Genomic DNA, 20,977 nt, shown 5'->3' with positions numbered 1-20,977 from the left:
AAAAATGGCAAAAGATAGTATAGAAATAACGATTTTAAAAATTCTGATAGATCATGGAATTTTAAATGAATCTTTGATTCCTGAAATCAAAGAAAAAATGGATATAGGCTTAACTCTCGGCGAAGTGTTAATTGGCGACAACTATGTAAATCAAGAAGGTTTTATCGCTCTTTTGGCTGAGCTTTATCGCAAAAAGATGACTAATCTTGATGAAATTTACGAAAAATTCAGTATTGATACAAAGACGTTTTTACCAGTTTTGGCCAAACTGGCAAAACTGGAATATATGAATTTGGACGATATTGACATTGATTATAAACTTTCAGATAGAGCACCTACTGCGCAACTAAAAAGATATGGTGTAATGCCTGTAAAAGAGGATGATTTAAATACATATGTTGCTTTTGCAGATCCTTTTAATCTTGATGCGCAAGATCGTGTTCAAAGAATATTTAATAAAAAACTTGTCAAAATAGTAGTCGCAGATCCTAAACAAATTACAAAATATATTTCAAAAATCGAACTTAGTGAAAGCATAAAAGGGCTTGTAGCTGAAATTAGAAATGAACTTAATTCAATCGGTCAGGCAGGCGGTAAAAGCGAAGAAAGTTCCGGAATTTTAAAACTGATAGAAATGATTGTAAAACAGTCAATCATAATGCGAGGTAGTGATATTCATATTGAGCCTACGGAAAATAACTGCGTTGTCAGAACAAGAATTGATGGTATGCTTGCTGAAACATTTATATTTGACAAAGATATTTATCCGCCGTTGGTTTCACGTCTAAAACTTTTATCAAATATGGATATAGCTGAGCGTAGAAAACCGCAAGACGGTCGTTTTACTATGATGATAGGCGATAAAAAATATGATTTTCGTATATCTACATTGCCGATTATAAATGGTGAATCAACAGTTATGCGTATTTTGGATCAATCAAAAGTTCTTATAAGCCTTGAAAAGCTTGGAATGCATCCAAAAAGTTTTGAAAAATTTAATAATGCAATGCATGCTCCATATGGCGTTATATTAGTTACTGGACCGACTGGTAGCGGTAAATCAACTACACTTTATGCGGCATTAAATGACGTAAAAAATATAGACACTAAGATTATTACGGTAGAAGATCCGGTCGAGTATCAAGTGACCCTTATTCAACAAGTGCATGTAAATGAAAAAGCAGGATTAACTTTTGCTGCAGCGCTTCGTTCTATTTTGCGACAAGATCCGGATATCATAATGATAGGTGAGATTCGCGATCAGGAAACGCTTGAAATAGCGGTCCAAGCTGCTTTGACAGGTCACTTGGTTTTTAGTACGCTTCACACTAATGACGCAATTAGCGCAATTCCTAGAATGGTTGATATGGGAATTCAGCCGTATTTAATCAGCGGTGCTTTAATAGCCGTAGAAGCTCAAAGACTTGTGCGTAAGCTTTGTCCGCATTGCAAAGAGCCTGCAAATTTACCAAAGGCAATGTTGGAAGAATTAAAACCGTATTTGCCTGAAAAATATCAATTTTACAAAGCTGTAGGTTGCGATCAATGTGCGCATACAGGATATTCCGGACGTGAAATGATAAGTGAAATTTTACCTATTAGCGATAAAATGCAAAGTTTGATAGCAAATGGTGCCTCTAAAGAAGAGATGAAAGCTCTTGCGTTAGAAGAAGGTTTTATTGATATGTTCCATGATGGTGTTATAAGGGCTGCTCGTGGAGCTACAAGTATTGAAGAAATTTATAGGGTGGCAAAAAAATGAAAAATTTTGAAGTAGAATATATAGCCAATGGAAAAAGACAAAAGATGTTTCTTAAGGCAAATAATAAAGTGGCTGCAAGAAATTTGGTAAAACAAAAAAATGGTGGAGTGATAACTAAAATCGGCGAAACTCAAGTAAGTAATATTGATCTTGGAGATTTAAAAGGTCAAGTTACCAGGCTTATGGGAATTGGCGGCAAGGTAAAAACGCAAAATTTGGTTGCTTCCATTCGTCAACTTGCCGTTATGACAAATGCCGGTATTTCAATACACGATTCAATAAAAGAGGTTGCCAACTCTACAGAAGATAAAGCATTAAAAGAAATTTTTGCTTCTATAAACGACGACTTGAATTCAGGTCTAAGCATGACCGAAGCAAGTGAAAAATTCCGTTCAAAATTGGGCGATGTCGTTATTGCGATGATCAGTCTTGGTGAAAGTACCGGTAATATGGCTGAGTCTTTATCAAAACTTGCTCAAATGCTTAATGAAGTTTGGGAAAATCAACGAAAATTTAAAAAGGCTATGCGCTATCCTATGGTTATTATGACTGCATTGGCGATTGCATTTACAGTTTTGATGATGTATGTCGTGCCTAAATTTCGTGAAATTTTTGAAGAACTTGGTGCTGATTTGCCGCTTCCTACCAGAATTTTATTAAATATAGAATATGCGTTAAATCACTATGGACTTCTTATTTTGGGCATAATCGTAGGAACTATTATAGGTATTAAATTGGCCTATAAAAATAACGATCAATTTAAGCGCGGGTGGGATAAATATATTCTTAAAGTTTATTTGTTCGGTAAAATTGTATTTTATTCTACCATGTCAAGATTTATGCTTATTTTTACAGAGCTCGTTAAAGCAGGTATTCCTATCGCAGATGCTCTTGATACTGCTGTTTTGATGGTTGATAACGAAGAGTTGAAAACAAAACTTTCTACCGTTAAAATAGCTGTTCAACAAGGTGTAAGTTTAACTGAGGCTATGAGAAATACCGGGCTTTATGAAAGTATGCTTATACAAATGGTAAGTGCAGGCGAAAAAAGTGGTAGTCTGGATAAAATGCTTGGAAATGTTACAAATTATTACAAAGAAAAATTTGATGATATAATTGATAATATCTCAAGTTATGTTGAGCCGATTTTGCTTTTGTTTATGGCTGCTATGGTTTTGCTTATGGCACTTGGTATATTTATGCCTATGTGGGATCTTGGCAAAGCTGTCAAAAACTAAAAAAAGTGCTCCAATTTTTTTTGGAGCACAATATTAAATTTTAATTCTTATTTTGCTACAATTCGCCTTTAAAAAAGAAAAAAGGATAATAAAATTTTACGAGAATTCTATTTTATAATTACCTCAGCTATTTTTATTTTTTTCGGTTTTGCCACTATTTCGGCAGATTCTATGTTGGTTGGAAATTTAGGACACATCTTGGGAAATGCGAATCTTAAAGCGTTTGGATATTTTGCATATTTATATCCGTTTCTAAGTTTAGTGCCTATTTTTATTATATATCGTTATTTTAAAAATTTTAATTTTAGATTTTTTGAGTTTTGTATTGGGCTTTTACTGATTTTTGTTTCTATTTTATGCATCCAAGCTACCATTTTTGATGCTGATGGCGGCATAATCGGATTTTTTATCATAGATGAGCTTTCGCGTTTGATAGGTAGAGTCGGAGTTTGGATTTTTGATTTGATGATTTTCGTGCTATCTTTGGTTTTGATTTTTGAAGATAGACTTATAAACATCATTAAAATCGCTTTTGTCGGAGAAAAAAGTGATATAGAATTTCAAAGTTCAGAAATTGAAAATTTTCAAGAATTTCAAAATTCAGATGAAAATTCAACTCAAAATACAAATCAAAATTTAATTCAAAATCTAAGCGAAGTTTCTTCAAATGATATCGGAATTTCAAACGATGAACAAAATGAAACGGTAAAACCTAAAAAACTGAATAAAGTTGAAATTGTAAAAGAATTGAGTGAAAATAAGCAAATTTTAAATGAAATCGAAACAGGCAGAATGCAACAACCAAATGAAAATTTTGCGCTTCCACCGCTTAAATTTTTAAATGATCCGCCTAAAAAGCACATAAATATAGATGAAAGTGAAATAGATCAAAAAATTTATGATTTGCTGGAAAAACTTCGTAAATTTAATATAAACGGCGATGTCGTGCGAACTTATTCAGGACCTGTAGTTACCACTTTTGAGTTTCGCCCCGCATCAAACATCAAAATTAGCAAAATTTTAGGTTTGCAAGATGATTTGGCGATGGCGCTAAAAGCTAAAACTATACGTATTCTAGCGCCAATTCCAGGAAAAGATGTCGTAGGAATTGAAATTCCAAATCAGGATATTGAAACTATTTATTTAAAAGAAATTTTAGAGAGCGAAATTTTTAAAAATGCGTCAAGTCCGCTAACTATCGCGCTTGGTAAAGATATAGTAGGACAACCTTTTATCACTGATCTTAAAAAGCTTCCGCATTTACTGATTGCAGGAACTACCGGAAGCGGTAAAAGTGTCGGAATAAACGCCATGCTTTTAAGTCTTCTTTACCGTAATTCACCAAGTACTTTACGTCTTATTATGATTGATCCGAAAATGCTTGAGTTTAGTATTTACAATGATATACCGCATCTTCTTACGCCTGTAATTACCGAAGCGAAACAGGCAATTACAGCTCTTTCCAATCTTGTAGGGGAAATGGAGCGTCGATATAAACTTATGGCTGCCAATAAAACTAAAAATATAGAAACTTACAATGAAAAAGCAACTGCGCTTGGCGAAGAAACTCTACCTTTTATAGTGGTTATTATAGATGAGTTGGCAGATCTTATGATGACAAGCGGAAAAGATGTGGAATTTTATATTGCTAGATTGGCGCAAATGGCAAGAGCAAGCGGAATTCACCTTATAGTCGCCACACAACGCCCAAGTGTAAATGTCGTAACCGGACTTATCAAAGCGAATTTGCCAAGTAGAATCAGCTTTCGTGTCGGCTCTAAAATTGATAGTAAAGTTATTCTTGATCAAATGGGAGCCGAAAGTCTTTTAGGGCGTGGCGATATGCTTTTTACTTTACCGTCAAGTCCTGGAGTAATTCGTTTGCATGCTCCTTTTACAACTGAAAATGAGATAAATAAAATTTGTGATTTTATTAAATCTCAACAAAAAGTTGTTTATGATACCGGATTTTTAGAAAATGAAGATGAAAAAGAAGGCGCCGTTAAAGCTGGAAGTGATTCAAATATGCCTGTAGATGAGCTTTATGAAGATGCAAAAGATATAATTTTAAGCGAGAGAAAAACTTCCATAAGTTATTTGCAACGTCGTCTTAAAATAGGCTACAATCGCGCTGCGACAATTATCGAACAACTTGAACAAAATGGAATTTTAAGTTCATTAAATGCAAAAGGTCAAAGAGAAATTTTATGAAAATTTTAAAATTTGACCGATTTTTTTCACAATGTTTTGAAATTTAAAAGGAAAAATTGCTATGAGAGTTGATATTTCGCTATTTTATGCGACTACGATTTTGATTTGCATAGGTATTGTTTTCTCTCTTTCTCTTAGCGCTTATACGGTACTTCTTTTTAATACGGATCATTTACATTTTTTTATTCGTCAGTTAATAGTTGGAATTTTATGCATATTTATGATGTGGGCTGTTTCTTTTATAAAAAGCGATAAATTTTTTGTTTATTTTGGAAACGGGCTTTTTTTAATTTTTTTAATCATTATTTTGTTTATGAATGTGCTTCCTGAAAATTTGGTAATGGAAGTAAACGGAGCTGCAAGATGGATAAAATTCCCTCTTTTTTCCATTGCACCGGTTGAGTTTTTTAAAGTAGGTTTTATATGCTTTTTGGCTTGGAGTTTTGATAAAAAAATCAGCGGTTCAAAAGACAAACCTTTGGTTTCTCAAATTTTACTTCTTTTGCCGTATTTAATTCCATTTATCGGCATTATTATAATTGTCGGCGTAGTGCAAAATGATCTTGGACAAGTTATGGTGCTTTGCCTTGTTATGATTATGATGCTGCTTTTTGCAGGAACCAGTATGAAACTGCTTGGTATGGGATTTGTTGGAGTTTTTACGCTTGGAGTGATTTTTATTATTACAAGCGAGCACAGAATTGAACGTTTTATGTCATGGTGGGGCGGAGTACAGGATATTGTGTTAAAATTCGTTTCTCCGCAAATGGCTACAAGGCTGCATGTGGAAGGTGCATCAGCACCTTATCAAGTGAGCCATTCATTAAATGCTATAAATAATGGTGGTTTCTTCGGGCAAGGAATAGGCGAGGGTAGTTTTAAACTTGGTTTTTTAAGTGAAGTTCATACGGATTTTGTGCTTGCAGGAATCACGGAAGAGATTGGTTTTATCGGAATTACTTGCATTGTTTTACTGTTTTTATTTATTTTATATCATATTTTTCACATTGCTTCACTTTTTAGAGAAAAAAACAATACTTATTATCTTTTTAGCGTCGGAATAGGTTTTATGTTACTTTTTTCATTTATCATAAACGCTTACGGTATTACTTCGATTTTACCGGTTAAGGGAATTGCGGTGCCATTTTTAAGCTATGGTGGAAGCCATGTAATGGCGGCATCTTTAGCAATTGCATTAGTGCTTATGATTTCTAAAAAAGCATAAATAACAAAAAGGAAATAAAATGACAATTGCAATTACAGGCGGCGGAACAGGCGGACACTTAACAATTGCTAAAATTTTAGCTTATGAGTTGAAAAAACGAGGTTTAAAAACTATTTTTATAGGCTCTACCAATGGACAGGATATGCTATGGTTTGAGAATTCTGTTTTATTTGATGAAAAGTATTTTTTAAAAAGCAGCGGCGTCGTAAATAAAAAAGGAATCAGTAGAATTTTATCGCTTTTTAAAATTTTAGCTCTTTCATTCGGATGTCGTAAAATTTTTGCCAAACACGACGTAAAAGCCGTAATAAGTGTAGGCGGATACAGCTCTGCTCCTGCCGCTTTTTGGGCTGTAGCAAATAAAATTCCGCTTTTTATACACGAACAAAATGCCGAGATCGGTAAAATAAATGCGCTTTTGAAACGTTTTGCAAAACGTTTTTACAGTTCATATTTTGAGCCGAAATTCGATTATCCTATTGATGAGATTTTTTTAAAAACAGCAAGAATAAGGCGCGAAGTCAAAACAGTTATGTTTCTTGGAGGTTCGCAAGGAGCGAATTTTATAAATGAATTAGCGGTGAAATTGGCGCCTCATTTAGCTGAGTTCGGTTACAAAATCATACATCAATGCGGTGAAGCGAATGAAGCGAAAATGCGTGAAATTTATAAAAAAGAGAGTATAAATGTAGAGCTGATCGGTTTTAGTAAAATGCTTCATAAATTTGTAGAAAGTGCCGATTTGTGTATTAGCAGAAGTGGTGCAAGCACGCTTTGGGAGCTTGCCGCAAATGCTGTTCCTGCTGTTTTTATTCCATTTCCTTACGCGGCAGGAGATCATCAATATTACAATGCAAAATTTTTGGAGCAATTTTGTAAAATTGTGCGTCAAAGTGATGCAGATGAAGAAAGAATTTTTTCTATTATTCAAAATTTTGATGTAAAAGCCGCAAGTATCGGACTAAAAAAACTTATCAAACCTGACGGAGCTAAAAAAATAGTTGATGATATAATTGAAAATCTTAAAAATGAAGATAAAAAATAGAAAATTTATTTTTTTGTCGGTTGTCGTGTTTTTACGGTTTGTTCAAATGTCGGTTTAGAACAAACATCATTTCAAAATGCTTGAATTTTGGATATAAGGACGTCTTAAAATGACAAACTTGTCAATATGCTAAATGTGCCAAAATAAGTTTTTAACAAATAATACAGACGAAATATTATTACAAATTTCAGATCAAATGGTTAAAAATATGTCGGAATTGATTGAATAAACCTTTTGAAGTTTATTGTAAAACATACAAACGTGGTGCAATTGCATTAAAAATTTTAAGTCAAAATGATTTATTGACGTTATAAATTTATATGACCTGATTTGAAAGTATCATAAAAAAGCGACTTTAAAGGTAAAGGTATCGAGAAATAGTTTTTCAATACGTAGCATATTTTACTCTCTTTGTTTTTAAACTTTATGTAGTTTATATGGTTTTTAAAATTTGATTATGGTTAAAAAAATATTTTGCATTTTTTAATTGATTAAAAATTTACTTTTAATATTTAGATTTTAAACCAATAGATACATTTTTAAAAATTTAAAGTATTTATAAAACTGTTTATTTGAATGGCTAAATTTTATTGCAATATATTTGGTTAAGATTTAATATTTTAAATTTTTAAAAACGCGTAGTAACTTTTCAGCATCATAAGCTTAAAATTTAACAAAATTTTTTTAAATTATTTTTAGTCTGATAATTAAAATATAAAATTTTACCTAGCAATATAATTTAAATTAAAAATATTTTTGCGCTAAGTAAATTTTATTAAAAAATACTTTGAGGGCTAAATTTTTGTATCAATAAAAGGCAAAATTTAGCCCTTATAAATTTTATACATTAAATCTAAAATGCATAACGTCGCCGTCTTTTACAATATAGTCTTTGCCTTCAAGGCGAAGTTTACCGGCTTCTTTTGCACCATTTTCACCACCGCATGCGATAAAATCGTCGTAGCTGATGACTTCAGCTTTTATAAAGCCGCGCTCAAAGTCATTGTGTATTACAGACGCCGCTTTTGGAGCTTTCCAGCCATTTTCGATTGTCCAAGCGCGAACTTCTATTTCACCTGCCGTAAAATAGCTTATTAGTCCAAGTTTAAAAAACGCCGTTTTGATTATATGAGTCAGTCCGCTTTCATCAGCGCCTAGACTTTCAAGCATTTCGGAAGCTTCGTTTTCACTCATACCTATTAATTCTTCTTCAATTTTAGCGCAAATTTTTATTACTTCATGCTCGCTTTTTGCGGCAAAATTTTTAAGCTCTTTTACATAAGCATTGTCTTCACCGATTGCGTCTTCATCAACATTTGCAGCATAAATAACCTCTTTTGCCGAAAGCAGGCGAAGCTCTTGATTAAGATCCTTGAAAATTTCACTCTCAAAATCCTCAAAACTGCTTGCGCTCTCGCCGTTATTTAAGTGCACCAAAAGTTTTTCCGCTATTTTAAGGCGTTCTTTCGCACCTTTTTGGTTTGATTTTGCATCTTTATTAAGTCTCTCAATTTTTCGTGTCAGCTGCTCTATATCGGCTAAAATAAGCTCAGTATTTATTATTTCTATATCTCTAATCGGATCAACTTTTCCTTCTACATGAGTGATATTTTCATCGTCAAAGCAGCGAACAATATGTAAAATAATTTCGCTTTCACGGATATTTGACAAAAATTTATTTCCTAGTCCTTCGCCTTTGCTCGCACCTTTTACAAGACCTGCAATATCTACAAACTCGATCGTAGAGTGCACGATTTTGCCCGGATTTACAATTTTGGCAAGTTCGTTCAAGCGGTTATCAGGTACAGCTACGATAGCTTTATTCGGTTCAATTGTGCAAAACGGATAGTTTTGAGCTACTGCGTTTTGCGCTTTTGTAAGAGCATTAAAAGTAGTTGATTTACCGACATTCGGAAGCCCTACAATTCCAACAGAAAGTGGCATTATTTCTCACCTTTTGTGATTTTAAAAAGATAATAAAGGCAAGCTCTAACTCCGGCGCCGCTTGCACCGAAGCTGTTATATCCCCAATCTTTTTCCAAATAAGCAGGTCCTGCAATATCCAGGTGCATCCATTTATCTTTATATTCTTTTCGTATGAATTTATCTAAAAAAAGTCCTGCTGTTATACTTCCGCCGTATCTGCTGCTTGCGGAGTTGCTGATGTCGGCGATGTTGCTTTTAATTAAATCTCTTAAATAATCGTTAAATTCTAAAATTGTATAAAATTCTCCACTTTCTTCAGCATATTTTTTAAATTCTTTTTTTAATTCTTCGTTATTCCCTAAAATTCCGCTTGTATATTCTCCAAGCCCAACCATGCAAGCTCCGGTTAAAGTTGCCAAATCTATCAAAATATCAGGCTCTAAATCTTGCGCGAAATCAAGGCAATCGGCTAAGACAAGTCTGCCTTCGGCGTCTGTGTTTCTAACTTCGATTGTAACGCCGCTTCTGCTTATCAATATGTCATCAGGTTTGTAGGAATTTCCGCCTATCATATTTTCGGTAGCTCCTAAAATAGCGTGAATTTCAAATGGAAGTTCAAGTTCCGCCGCTCCTTTTACGATAGCCATTGCAGCAGCTGCACCGCTTTTATCACTTTTCATAGTAAGCATATAATCACTTGGTTTAAGACTTAGTCCGCCGCTATCATAAGTTAGACCTTTTCCGACAAAAATAATACGTTTTTTCGGCTCAACTTCAGGCTTATAGATAAGATGAATTAAGCGTGGCGGATGAGATGACGATCTGTTTACCGCTAAAAATGCGTTCATATTTTGCGAAACTAGAAAATTTTCATCGTAAACTTTGCAAGTCAAACCGGCATAGTCAGAAGCCAAAACTTCAGCGTCTTCAGCCATTTTTTCAGGTGTGTAAATTTCAGGAATTTCATTTATTATGTTTTTAGCAAAATTCGCCGAATTTGCCATTATTTCACCTATTCTAAGTCCGTTTTCGGCATGATTTATATCAAATTCCGTATCGCTGTATTCATCTGTTGATATAAAAATTTCTTTTAATGAGCTTTCTTCTTTTTTATCACTTTTATATTTGTCGAATTTATAAGCGCCCAGAAATATTCCTTCTGCAAATGCAATAAAACTTTTTGTTTTACAACCGCAAATGTAGCTTGCGATTTTGAAATTTGAAATTTTTAGATCTTTCAATGCTTTGTAAGCGTTTGCCAAAGCAATTCTTATTTCATCAAATTTTAGTGCTTTTATGCCTACATATAAGCGTTTTTCTTTACTTAAAAGACAAGTGCCATCTCCTTTAAAATTTAAAAATTCAAGAGTTTCCTTATCTTTTATGAATTTGTGATTTAAATTTTTATCTACCACCAAAATTACCTCAAAATCCGCTAAAATTTCTTGAATAGGTTTATTTGATATTTCGATTCGCATGCCTTTCCTTTCTCATATCCATGATATTTTTTTCAATTTTTTTAAATCCGTAAATTAAAAGTGTTATGAAAGCACCTATAATTATCATAGCGTAATACCAGTGTTTTTCAGCCCAGCTTATTCCTGCCCAAATGGCATCTCCGAAATACCAAGCAAGAATCATTGTAATAGCGGCCCAACACCAAGCGCTTAAAATATTTATAATAGCAAATTTTTTGGCATTGTATCTTGTAATACCGATACTCATAGGAATAATCGTGCGAAAACCATATATATATCGCTGTAAAAATATAATCGGCCAGCCGTATTTTTGAAGCATTAAGTGCGCGACTGCAAATTTTCTTCTTTGCGAATGAAGCTTTTTTGTTATATATTTTTTATTGTATCTGCCGATATAAAAATAAATTTGATCTCCGGCAAATGCTCCAAGACCTGCTATAAATATGCCTAGAAATAAACTGATATGTCCCTCATGTGCAAAAATTCCACCTAAAATCAGCGCTATTTCACCTTCCAGAATACACCAGATAAATATTATAAAATACGCCCAATTTTGATAGTGATAAAGTAAATCTTTTAAATAATCTTCCATTTAAACCTCTAAAACACTGTAAATTTTAGTCATTTCGGCAACTTTTTCTGCGCCGCCGAAATCTTTCAAGTTTATCAAAAAACATGCTTCAACGCATTTTGCATTTGTTTGATTTATAAGCTCCACTGCAGCTTTTGCAGTTCCACCTGTAGCTATTAGATCATCTATCAAAAGCACTTTTGCATTTTTGACGCCGGAAAATGCGTCAATATGAATTTCAATTTCGTCAAAGCCGTATTCCAGACTGTATTTTTGTGAAATCGTAATATAAGGCAGTTTTTTCGGTTTTCTAATCGGCACAAACGGTATATTTATCTTTGCCGCAAGTGCTGCGCCAAAGATAAAACCGCGACTTTCAATGCCGGCTATAAAATCTATATTTTTATCTTTATAAACTTTTGCTAAGTGTGACATCAAAAAATTAAATGCATCTTTGTTATTTAAAAGCGTCGTGATATCTTTAAAAATAATTCCGGGTTTCGGGAAATCTTTAACGTCTCTTATCGTGCTAAGCAGATAATTTTTCTCTTTTTGTGTCAAATTTTCCATTTTTGATTATCCGTTTCAAAATTTTTGTTATTTTTTAGAATTTTTACTATAGTTAGTAGTTTTTTATTTTTTTTATTTGAAATTTTAAGTGCGTTTAATGCACTGCTTATGCCATCTTTTGCTTCGTCTAAATTTTGCTTTAACATTAAAATTTCATCGTTTTTTTTGATAATTTTGTCATTTAATTTTATATTTTTTATTAAACTTACTATGAAAAGAACTGAAAATAATCCCGTAATGCACCACAAGAAATTCATTTTATTTCTCCCAGTTTAGCTATTCTTCTTGCGTGACGGCCGCCTAAAAACTCAGTATTAAAAAATATTTTTATAATGCTTTCTATTTCAGCGCTACCTAAAATTCTGCCGCCAAAAGCTAAAATATTTGCGTCATTGTGTTCTCTTGCAAGTTTTGCAGTAAGTGCATCGTGACAAAGTGCGCAGCGAATTTTTGGATTTCTGTTTGCAGCTATGCTGATTCCAATTCCGGTTCCGCAAATCAAAATTCCATAATTTTTTTCATCCTTTGCGATTTCTTTACTCAAAGCATAAGCAAAATCAGGATAATCAACGCTTTTTTGCGAATCGTTCGTGCCTAAATCTATAACTTCAAAATTCATTTGATTTAATGTTTTTTTGGCGATTTGCTTTGCATCAAATCCCGCGTGATCGCTTGCTATAAAAATTTTTTCTATTTGCATTTTGTTTCCTTAAAAATTTCACTGAGTATTGCCAAAAATCAGCGTTTATGATACCAAAATCTATCTTAATAAATTTGTAAATTCTTACTTTTTTAACAAATTTTAAAATTTACCGCTTAAAAATCGCTTTTATATCCTAAATCTTTAAGTTTTTTCAAGCCGTATCTGTCGTTTAAATAACTTAACACTTTCGCAAGCAAATCGTAGTTTTGAATATCTTCGCCGAATTTTAAAAAATTTTCCAATTCTTTGAATTTTTCGTTTCTGAAATTTATATATTTCTGCGTTTTTATGAAGTTTTTTAAATTTTTTGAAAGCGGAGCTTTTGTATATAAACTTAAATTTTCATCCCTGAAAATCTGCGTATACATAAAAACAAAACTTTTATTAAAATTTTTATCGATTTTTGCACCGTTTTCAAGTATAAAATATGCGCTTTTTATCTTTTTTTCGTGATAAGCCATCATTAAAAGACTGCTTCCGCCATTTCCGAAATCGTAAAAAATATCATTTGCATCAAGTCCTTTTTTAAAAAGTTCTTTTAAAATTTCTTTTGTTTTTTCATCGCTTACCAGCTTGTCATTTAAAATCGAAATCGGATAAATTTCCAATGTAAAAACATCGTCATTTGCACAAAGTAGTAAATCTTCTATTTGAGGATTATTGCCAAACAGTTGGTTTATTTTAAATGGAGTTTTTCCATGTTCATCTCTTTGGATACTTAAATTTTTATTATAAGTTAAAATTTCTTTTACTTTTTTAACATCTTTGCTTTTGATAGCGTCGTTTAAATTTTTAATAGTGAAATTTTGATTATTAAATTTTTCCGTTTTTTGAAAATTAAAATTATCGCAATTTATACCCGATTGATTCAAATATTTTGTCTTTAAATCCGTTCCGAAGACGAAATTTATGACAATTATAAATAAAATAAAATTTTTCATAACGTATTTTACAAAATTTTAACTCTTTATCAAAATATGCAAATACTCATAAGTTTTATCGGCTTTGTGAATTCTATTATTATCAGCCTTAAATCTCGAATACTCTTTCTTACAAACACTATATTTACCATATTTACTCATAATTTCTTTTATATCTTTTAAACTCATAAGTCCTTCGTTGTTGTAACTCAAAAAAATATATTTAAAATTTGCTGCTTTTATTAAGCTTTCAAACTCGTCTAAAACACTATTTTTAGAACAATATTTTGATCTATTATACTCTCTAAGACCGGTTTTTCCTTTTGGAATAAAATCATCATATAAAGCAATTGTATTTAAAAGATGATAGTTCGCTCCATATTGTCTTGTGTTATAAGGTGGATCAAGATATAAGATATCGCCTTTTATTTTTTTTATAAGCAAATTTGCATCTTCATTATAAATTTCATTTTTTTGATTTGTAATTTCAAATTTTGCAGGTTTTAAAACTAACTCTTTTTGTGCTGATTTTTTAAATTTTCTCCACAAATTTTATAAACTGCACTTTTTATCCAAGGTGTCAAAGTAAGCTTTGAAATGATATGGTTCAATCATTGTCTTATAAAGTTTTTTCATTATAAATTCACTTGATTCTTTGCTGATTTTTTTAACACAGGTTTTTCTATATTTAGCAGGATTAAATTGGTATGTTTTTAAAATATGGTAAATTTTATTTATCTAAAACTTCTTTTACTCTTGAAATAGTATCATTTAAAGAAAGAGTTAGTCTTATAATACTATCTTCATTTGCTTTTAAAGAATGTTTTATTTTAGCATTAACGGCTATCATGTCCAGCTCGCTTAAAATAAATTTTTCATCTTCAACATAAAATTCGATATTTCCTCTTAAAACCTGCACTTTAATAGGATACGGTGCGAAATGTTCTTTCATAGTGCTGTTCTTTTGCATACTAATACAAATTTCTTTTGAAAGACTGTCTTCGTATAAAAGATCAGCCTTTACATTGTCAAAATGAGTTTTGTTAAATTTACAGATTTTCATAATAATATCCTTTTAAAAAATTTTGGGATATTATAGCTTTTATGATTGTAATTTTATTGATTTAAATCAATAAAATAGTAAAAACTCTTTTTTAAATTTATTTTTAAGCTTTTTAATTTTTTGCAGCAACTACTCTTCTATATCTTATTAAAATAACTTCATTATTTTAATTATACTATATCTTAAAATTTTAAATTTGTAAATTTAACTCCCTTTGTTTCGTATATCACCTAATAAGTTGATTTGGAATTTGAGGTATGAAATTCCGTGATATATATTTTTATGCTTTTCACCTCTGCCGCGGCTTTCATAAACTTGCAAACTATCAACATTTATGCCTAAATTTTTCCAATTATTCATATCCAAATCGTTAAATTTCATAAACAATAAATTTTCACCTGAAGTTTTTTCACGCCATTTTTTTTAAAAATTCGTTTTTATTATTTTAATTTTTGCAGGTATAAATTTTTAATCCTGCTCGTAAATAAATCTTTCATCGTTTTGAAGTGTATCTACAAAACGCCCGATTCGTTCCCATCTTATTTCCTTTTTTGAATTCCAGCTAAAATAAACAAACCAAGGCTTTCCAACTATAAGTTTATATGGCACAGACCCCCAAAAACGACTGTCATTTGAGTGATTTCTATTATCTCCGACCATAAAAAATTCATCATTTGCAATTTTTGCGTAATAGGCGTTAAATCCTATTTTGTTTGTCAGATCCTGCGAAATTTCTGAAACAATTAAAGGTTGCATATAAAATTTATTTATTTTTAAATAATGAAGTGTAGCGCTAACCATATCGACTTTTTCGTCATAATGAATGCCTTTATATTTATACGGCTCGCACACGAATTTTTTACCGTTTAAAATCACGATATCTTTTTTATCATAGTTTTTATCGATAAAATCGTCTCCTTCATGCGGGCGCAAATACATATTTTTAAAATCAAAAATCACTTCATCTCCGCCAACTGCGAAAAGGCGTTTTACAAAATGAATTTTTGTATTTTCAGGATTACGAAAAATGACGATTTCGCCACGTTTTGGACGATTTCCTTCAATAAGGTGACCGTTATTATTAAAATCCGGTAAAACAGGTATTTCAAGCCATGGAATATGAGGCGTAGGAATTCCGTAAACAAATTTTTTAGCAAATAAAAAATCACCTACTAAAAGAGTATTTTTCATAGAACCGGACGGAATTACAAAAGCTTGCGCTATAAAAAAAATAACGATAAAAACTATTATGAAAGTTCCCGTCCAGCTACTGCAGAATTTATATAATTTAGCTAAAATTTTCATCTATTTTAATCTTTTTAAACGGTTTTTTGCGGATTTGATTGTATTTTTAAGAAGCATAGCAATTGTCATAGGGCCTACGCCTCCAGGAACCGGAGTAATAAAGCTACATTTATTCGCCACATTTTCAAAATCGGCATCTCCTACGAGTTTATTATTTTCAAGACGGTTTATGCCTACATCAATCACAACTGCACCGTTTTTTACCATATCGGCCTTTAAAAAGTTCGGTTTGCCGATGGCAACTACTATAATATCGGCATCTTTTGTGATTTTGGCCAAATTTTGCGTTTTGCTGTGTGTTACGGTAACGGTTGCATTTGCGTTTAATAAAAGATTTGCCATAGGTTTTCCTACGATATTGCTTCTTCCTATTACAACAGCATTTTTGCCGCTAATTTCAATGTCGTATTCTTTAAAAAGCCGCATAATACCGCAAGGCGTACAAGGCACAAATCCGTCAAGTCCGCTTACAAGGCGACCTACATTTACAGCATGAAATCCGTCAACATCTTTTTCGCAGCTTATTTTTTCTAAAATTTTGTTTTCGTCTATATGTTTTGGAAGCGGAAGCTGCACTAAAATTCCATCAACTTCATCGTTTTCATTTAAGCTTTGAATTAAATCTATAAGTGCGCTTTCGCTGGTATTTGCTTCAAGTGTGTATTTTAAAGAGCGAATTCCGCAAGCTTTACAAGCTTTTTCTTTGGAATTTACGTAAGTTTGGCTGGCTTTATCATCTCCTACCAAAATCACAGCCAAGCATGGAACTACGCCTTTTTCAGTAAGTTGCGCGGCTTCGTTTTTAACCTCTTCTTTTACCTTTGCACTTATTGCTTTGCCGTCAATTAGTTGCATATTTATCCTTTAAAATATAAAATAAACTTAGTATAATATCAAAATTTAGTTGATAATAAATTAAATTTTAAACTCAAAAATTGTATCATTTCTTAAAATTTAAGAGTGGAATTTATGCGAATTTTAGGAATTTTATCGTTTTTTTGTGCTGTTTTGTTCGCTGAAAGCTTTATAAGTGATTATGAATACGGGCAAATGCTTTTTAAAAATCCGCGCGGAATCGGCTGCAATAAATGTCACGGCGAAAACGGCGAAGGAAGTTTGATAGCCACGTATAAAGATTTTAATAAAACTTCTCAGACATATTATGAAAGAAAACTTATAGCGCCGGCAATTGATAAAATTTCATTGCAGGAATTCGCAGACGGCATAACTAACTCAAAAAGTGTAATGCCAAGTTATTTTTTGACGCAAGATGAGATAATAATTCTCTACAAATATATAAAAAAAATCGGTATAAAGGATGAAAAATGAGTAATCATAAAGAATTTTCGGAAGCTTTAAAAGTAATACCAGGAGGTGTCGATTCGCCTGTTCGCGCGTTTAAAAACGTTGGAAGTGAACCTTTTATGGTACAAAAAGGAAAGGGCGCTTACATTTACGACATCGAGGGCAATAAATATTTGGATTTTGTGCAAAGTTGGGGACCTTTGATATTTGGACACGCCGATAAAGATATACAGGATGCTGTTATAAAAACAGCTAAAAGCGGACTTAGTTTCGGCGCTTCAAGTCCGCTTGAAACAAAACTTGCAAAACTTATTTTAAGCAAATTTGACTGGCTTGATAAAATTCGCTTTGTATCAAGCGGCACTGAAGCTACAATGAGCGCAATTCGTCTTGCGCGCGGCTTTAGCGGCAAAGATAAAATCATAAAATTTGAAGGTTGTTATCACGGACACAGTGACAGTTTACTTGTAAAAGCAGGAAGCGGAGCTACTACTTTTGGAAGTTCAAGTAGCGCAGGCGTTCCTGAAGATACAGCTAAAAATACATATTTGGCGATTTATAACGATATAGACAGCGTAAAAAATATCGTAGAAAAAGAAGATATCGGAACAATTATCATAGAGCCTATTGCAGGAAATATGGGGCTTGTTCCGGCGGATAAAGAGTTTTTAATTAAACTTCGTAAAATTTGCGATGAGAAAAAAATTGTGCTTATTTTAGATGAGGTTATGAGCGGTTTTAGAGCAGGTGAACTCGGAAGTTACGGCATTTACGGCATAAAAGGCGATATCGTAACTTTTGGAAAAGTAATAGGCGGAGGAATGAACGTGGCGGCTTTTGCAGGCAAAAAAGAGATTATGGATATGATAAGTCCGTTAGGTCCAGTGTATCAAGCAGGAACTCTTAGCGGAAATCCGGTTTCAATGGCGGCAGGAATCGCATCTCTTACCAAAATTTTTGCTAGCAGAAATCTTTATACTAAACTTGAAAATTTGGCGAATATGTTTATGATAGGTTTAAAAAACATCGCTAAAAATCATGGAATAGCGATTCAGGTAGCGGTTAGAGGAAGTATGTTCGGATATTTTTTCACGGACAAAGCGGTAAAAAACTATAATGACGCATTAAGCGCCGATACAAAAATGTTTGCGAAATTTCATTCAGGAATGATAAAAGAGGGAATTTTTCTTGCGCCATCTCAATTTGAAACAGGATTTATCTGCGATGCGATGAGTGAAAAAGAGATAAATTTCGCGCTTAAAAAAGCAAATAAGGTTTTTGATGAAATTTCAAAAGATTCGGCAAAAAAGGCAAATAAAACTAAAATTTGCTCTAAAAAAACTGTTAAAAAATCAGTAAAAAATAAAAAATGAAACCGACTGAAAATTTAAATAAAATCGTTCGCGGAGCGGACGCTTTAAGCCTTGGAATTTCAATCGTAGTTGCTATTTTAATCGGCGTAGGACTTGGAATTTGGCTTAAAAAACTCACAGGCTCTACGACGATTTTCATTATTTGTGTGATTTTTGGTATTTTGGCAGCTATTTTAAATGTGTATAAATCATTTAAAATGCTTCAAAACTCGCTAAAAGAGCTTGAAGATGATCCGAAATATAAAAATTATAAATTTGACGATGAGGATGATGAGTGAAAAAAATCATTAAATTCTATTTTTTAGCGGATTTTTTACTCATCGCGTTTAGTATCTTTATCGGAAAAATTTTTCTATTAAATACGCAAGTCGGCTTTTTAGGTGCGCTGTTTATTATCTTAATCTCATTTAAAAGTTTAAAAGATAAAATTTCAACCGAAGCTTTGAAAGTAAGAATCGGTGAAAGTGAAATTTCAGCAGATGAAGCTGATAAAAAGCCGAAAATTTTCTCAAAAGCAGCATTTTATTTTTTTGCGCCTCTTAAAATTTTAGCTTATGCTGGCTTTTTTGCAGCGCTTTATTATTTAAATAAATTTTCACTTTTTTCGCCGTCAGGTTTGATTTGCGGTATCAGCATCATTCCTTTGGTAACGTTGATTTTTAAAATTAAGGAGTAGAAATGGAATTTTTTGTTACGTTTGTTACGTTTTTTTGTTTTTTGATTTTTATAATAGCGTCTTTAAGTATAAAAATCGTATCTCAATCCGATGTCGTAGTAATCGAGCGTCTTGGCAAATTTCACAAAATTTTAGATAGCGGGTTTCATATAATTATTCCGTTTTTTGATAAAGCTCGCGCCAAAATGAGCGTCAGAGAACAGCTTGTAGATATTATGAAACAGCAAGTTATCACAAAAGATAACGTAAATATCGCAGTTGACGGCATTGTTTTTCTAAAAGTAGTAGATGGAAAAATGGCGCTTTATAATGTCGAAAATTATAAAAAAGCAATTTCAAATCTTGCTATGACGACGCTTCGTTCGGCAATAGGCGAAATGAGCTTAGATAGCACGCTTAGCAGCCGCGATCAACTGAACTCAAAACTTCAAATCGCTCTTGGCGATGCGGCGGACAACTGGGGCATAAAAATTATGCGTGTTGAAATTTCAGAAATTTCGGTTCCAATCGGGATTGAAGAAGCTATGAATCTGCAAATGAAAGCTGAACGTGAAAAACGCGCAATTGAACTGAAAGCCGAAGCTGAAAAGGCGGCTCTAATTCGCAATGCGGAAGCTTTGAAACAAGAAAAAGTTTTGCAAGCTGAAGCAATTGAAAGAATGGCGGACGCGAAAAAATACGAGCAAATCGCACTTGCTGAGGGCCAAAAAAATGCTATGCAAAATATTAACGAAGCGATGAGTATTTCAAAATTTGCAGCCGAATATTTACTTGCTCAAGGTAGAGTTGCGGCTTTTAATGAACTTTCAAAAAGCACTTCTAAAGATAAAATTTTAGTTCCTTATGAAACAACCGAACTTATCGGCTCACTTAGTGTTTTGAAAGAATTTATCTCATCTAAAAGCGAAAAAAAGGAATAAAATGAGCGCCGTGATTTTGCTTATCATCGGCGTTTTACTGATGATTTTGGAAGTTTTGTTTTTGGATTTCACGCTTTTCTTTTTTGGACTTGGATTTACGGCTGTTGCTATCATCAGCTTTTTTGTGAAAATTTCGTGGCAAGTGCAAATTTTGTGTGCTTTTGTATTGGCTTTAGTTTTACTTTTTACGCTTAAAAAGCCCATTAAAATGTATTTTCGTAAGAGCGGAGAAGAATTTAATCAAGAATTTTTAAACGAAACCGGCATAGGCGAAATCAACAATAAAATGATTTATTACAAAGGCACATTTTGGAAAAGCGATGAAATTTCAGATATGAAAGATGGCGATAAAGTTGAGGTCTTAGGCGTTAAAAACGGGAAAATCATAATAAAGAAAAATTGATTTTTTAAATTTGATTTAAAATTTGCCATACCTAATTTTAAAATTTTAAAAGTATGGCAAGATGTTTTAATATCATTTTTTTTACTTAATATTTTATTGACACCATAAATCACAGCTTTTATAAAAATCTTTTACCTTTTAATAATCTTATTTTACACTTTTTACCAACTATAATATATAAGTTGCAAAGTTACGCGAGCAGTTCAGATTTTAGATTGCAACTTTTTAAAGCTATCTTTATTTTAGTAATTTTTTACACCATATTCATTAAAATAAATATCTC

22 protein-coding genes and 1 pseudogene are annotated in these 20,977 nt (G+C 32.4%); 11 read left to right on the top strand and 12 right to left on the bottom strand.

Going from position 1 to position 20,977, the window contains the following annotated elements; all coding sequences use genetic code 11:
• The first annotated feature begins 4 nt into the window (after positions 1-4).
• The 5 genes from CHAB381_RS04920 to CHAB381_RS04900 all read left to right on the top strand — a co-directional run bounded on the left by CHAB381_RS04920 (position 5) and on the right by CHAB381_RS04900 (position 7,481).
• Positions 5-1,762 carry a GspE/PulE family protein gene (locus tag CHAB381_RS04920; RefSeq protein ID WP_012108907.1) on the top strand — a complete coding sequence of 586 codons (1,758 nt, stop codon included), beginning with the start codon at positions 5-7 and terminating at the stop codon, positions 1,760-1,762.
• Positions 1,759-3,000, top strand: coding sequence for a type II secretion system F family protein (locus CHAB381_RS04915; protein WP_012108906.1), 1,242 nt, complete (start codon positions 1,759-1,761; stop codon positions 2,998-3,000). Before CHAB381_RS04920 ends, CHAB381_RS04915 begins: the two co-directional genes overlap by 4 nt.
• A gap of 171 nt (positions 3,001-3,171) precedes the next feature.
• A complete protein-coding gene (locus CHAB381_RS04910; protein WP_012108905.1) occupies positions 3,172-5,211 on the top strand; it encodes an FtsK/SpoIIIE family DNA translocase in 2,040 nt (679 codons plus the stop codon).
• A 61-nt stretch (positions 5,212-5,272) separates the two neighbouring features.
• Positions 5,273-6,436 (top strand): FtsW/RodA/SpoVE family cell cycle protein, encoded by a 1,164-nt coding sequence (locus CHAB381_RS04905; protein WP_012108904.1) that lies wholly within the window; start codon positions 5,273-5,275, stop codon positions 6,434-6,436.
• Between the two features lie 19 nt (positions 6,437-6,455).
• The gene (locus CHAB381_RS04900; RefSeq protein WP_012108903.1) at positions 6,456-7,481 is read left to right on the top strand and encodes a UDP-N-acetylglucosamine--N-acetylmuramyl-(pentapeptide) pyrophosphoryl-undecaprenol N-acetylglucosamine transferase; all 1,026 of its coding nucleotides are present in this window, start codon (positions 6,456-6,458) and stop codon (positions 7,479-7,481) included.
• A gap of 840 nt (positions 7,482-8,321) precedes the next feature.
• On the opposite strand, the gene ychF is transcribed toward CHAB381_RS04900, so the two are convergent.
• From ychF to folD, 12 genes and pseudogenes are all read right to left on the bottom strand, one after another.
• Positions 8,322-9,425 carry a redox-regulated ATPase YchF gene (gene ychF / locus CHAB381_RS04895; RefSeq protein WP_012108902.1) on the bottom strand — a complete coding sequence of 368 codons (1,104 nt, stop codon included), beginning with the start codon at positions 9,423-9,425 and terminating at the stop codon, positions 8,322-8,324.
• Positions 9,425-10,885 carry a leucyl aminopeptidase gene (locus CHAB381_RS04890; protein ID WP_012108901.1) on the bottom strand — a complete coding sequence of 487 codons (1,461 nt, stop codon included), beginning with the start codon at positions 10,883-10,885 and terminating at the stop codon, positions 9,425-9,427. Before CHAB381_RS04890 ends, ychF begins: the two co-directional genes overlap by 1 nt.
• On the bottom strand, positions 10,863-11,477 hold the full coding sequence (locus CHAB381_RS04885; RefSeq protein ID WP_012108900.1) for a DedA family protein: 615 nt from the start codon (positions 11,475-11,477) through the stop codon (positions 10,863-10,865). Before CHAB381_RS04885 ends, CHAB381_RS04890 begins: the two co-directional genes overlap by 23 nt.
• Positions 11,478-12,026, bottom strand: a complete 549-nt coding sequence (locus tag CHAB381_RS04880) for an adenine phosphoribosyltransferase (protein WP_012108899.1) — start codon at positions 12,024-12,026, stop codon at positions 11,478-11,480.
• Positions 12,014-12,283 carry a hypothetical protein gene (locus CHAB381_RS04875; RefSeq protein ID WP_012108898.1) on the bottom strand — a complete coding sequence of 90 codons (270 nt, stop codon included), beginning with the start codon at positions 12,281-12,283 and terminating at the stop codon, positions 12,014-12,016. Before CHAB381_RS04875 ends, CHAB381_RS04880 begins: the two co-directional genes overlap by 13 nt.
• Entirely contained in the window at positions 12,280-12,726 is a 447-nt protein-coding gene (gene rpiB, locus CHAB381_RS04870) for a ribose 5-phosphate isomerase B (protein ID WP_012108897.1), read from the bottom strand. The genes CHAB381_RS04875 and rpiB overlap by 4 nt, the downstream gene beginning before the upstream one ends.
• Before the next feature lie 116 nt (positions 12,727-12,842).
• Positions 12,843-13,670 (bottom strand): hypothetical protein, encoded by an 828-nt coding sequence (locus tag CHAB381_RS04865; RefSeq protein WP_012108896.1) that lies wholly within the window; start codon positions 13,668-13,670, stop codon positions 12,843-12,845.
• A gap of 18 nt (positions 13,671-13,688) precedes the next feature.
• Positions 13,689-14,192 (bottom strand): annotated as a pseudogene (locus CHAB381_RS04860) (DNA adenine methylase); the annotation flags it as partial.
• A gap of 9 nt (positions 14,193-14,201) precedes the next feature.
• Entirely contained in the window at positions 14,202-14,369 is a 168-nt protein-coding gene (locus CHAB381_RS09230; protein ID WP_223429445.1) for a hypothetical protein, read from the bottom strand.
• Positions 14,370-14,379: 10 nt separating this feature from the next.
• Complete coding sequence (locus tag CHAB381_RS04855) at positions 14,380-14,712, bottom strand: cupin domain-containing protein (RefSeq protein ID WP_012108895.1); 333 nt, start codon at positions 14,710-14,712, stop codon at positions 14,380-14,382.
• A gap of 468 nt (positions 14,713-15,180) precedes the next feature.
• On the bottom strand, positions 15,181-16,017 hold the full coding sequence (gene lepB, locus CHAB381_RS04850; protein ID WP_012108893.1) for a signal peptidase I: 837 nt from the start codon (positions 16,015-16,017) through the stop codon (positions 15,181-15,183).
• Entirely contained in the window at positions 16,018-16,872 is an 855-nt protein-coding gene (gene folD / locus CHAB381_RS04845; RefSeq protein WP_012108892.1) for a bifunctional methylenetetrahydrofolate dehydrogenase/methenyltetrahydrofolate cyclohydrolase FolD, read from the bottom strand.
• Positions 16,873-16,986: 114 nt separating this feature from the next.
• On the opposite strand from folD, the gene CHAB381_RS04840 reads away from it, so the two are divergent.
• From CHAB381_RS04840 to CHAB381_RS04815, 6 genes are read left to right on the top strand one after another with little or no spacing between them, the layout of a single operon-like run.
• A complete protein-coding gene (locus tag CHAB381_RS04840) occupies positions 16,987-17,346 on the top strand; it encodes a c-type cytochrome (protein ID WP_012108891.1) in 360 nt (119 codons plus the stop codon).
• On the top strand, positions 17,343-18,695 hold the full coding sequence (gene hemL, locus CHAB381_RS04835; protein WP_012108890.1) for a glutamate-1-semialdehyde 2,1-aminomutase: 1,353 nt from the start codon (positions 17,343-17,345) through the stop codon (positions 18,693-18,695). Before CHAB381_RS04840 ends, hemL begins: the two co-directional genes overlap by 4 nt.
• Complete coding sequence (locus CHAB381_RS04830; RefSeq protein WP_012108889.1) at positions 18,692-18,973, top strand: AtpZ/AtpI family protein; 282 nt, start codon at positions 18,692-18,694, stop codon at positions 18,971-18,973. Before hemL ends, CHAB381_RS04830 begins: the two co-directional genes overlap by 4 nt.
• A complete protein-coding gene (locus tag CHAB381_RS04825; protein ID WP_012108888.1) occupies positions 18,970-19,371 on the top strand; it encodes a hypothetical protein in 402 nt (133 codons plus the stop codon). Before CHAB381_RS04830 ends, CHAB381_RS04825 begins: the two co-directional genes overlap by 4 nt.
• Before the next feature lie 2 nt (positions 19,372-19,373).
• Complete coding sequence (locus CHAB381_RS04820) at positions 19,374-20,291, top strand: SPFH domain-containing protein (RefSeq protein WP_012108887.1); 918 nt, start codon at positions 19,374-19,376, stop codon at positions 20,289-20,291.
• A gap of 1 nt (position 20,292) precedes the next feature.
• Positions 20,293-20,694, top strand: a complete 402-nt coding sequence (locus CHAB381_RS04815) for an NfeD family protein (protein ID WP_012108886.1) — start codon at positions 20,293-20,295, stop codon at positions 20,692-20,694.
• Positions 20,695-20,977: the final 283 nt, after the last annotated feature.

This window comes from Campylobacter hominis ATCC BAA-381 (assembly GCF_000017585.1).
GTDB lineage: Bacteria > Campylobacterota > Campylobacteria > Campylobacterales > Campylobacteraceae > Campylobacter_B > Campylobacter_B hominis.
This window is presented reverse-complemented; position numbering and strand designations above follow the sequence as displayed.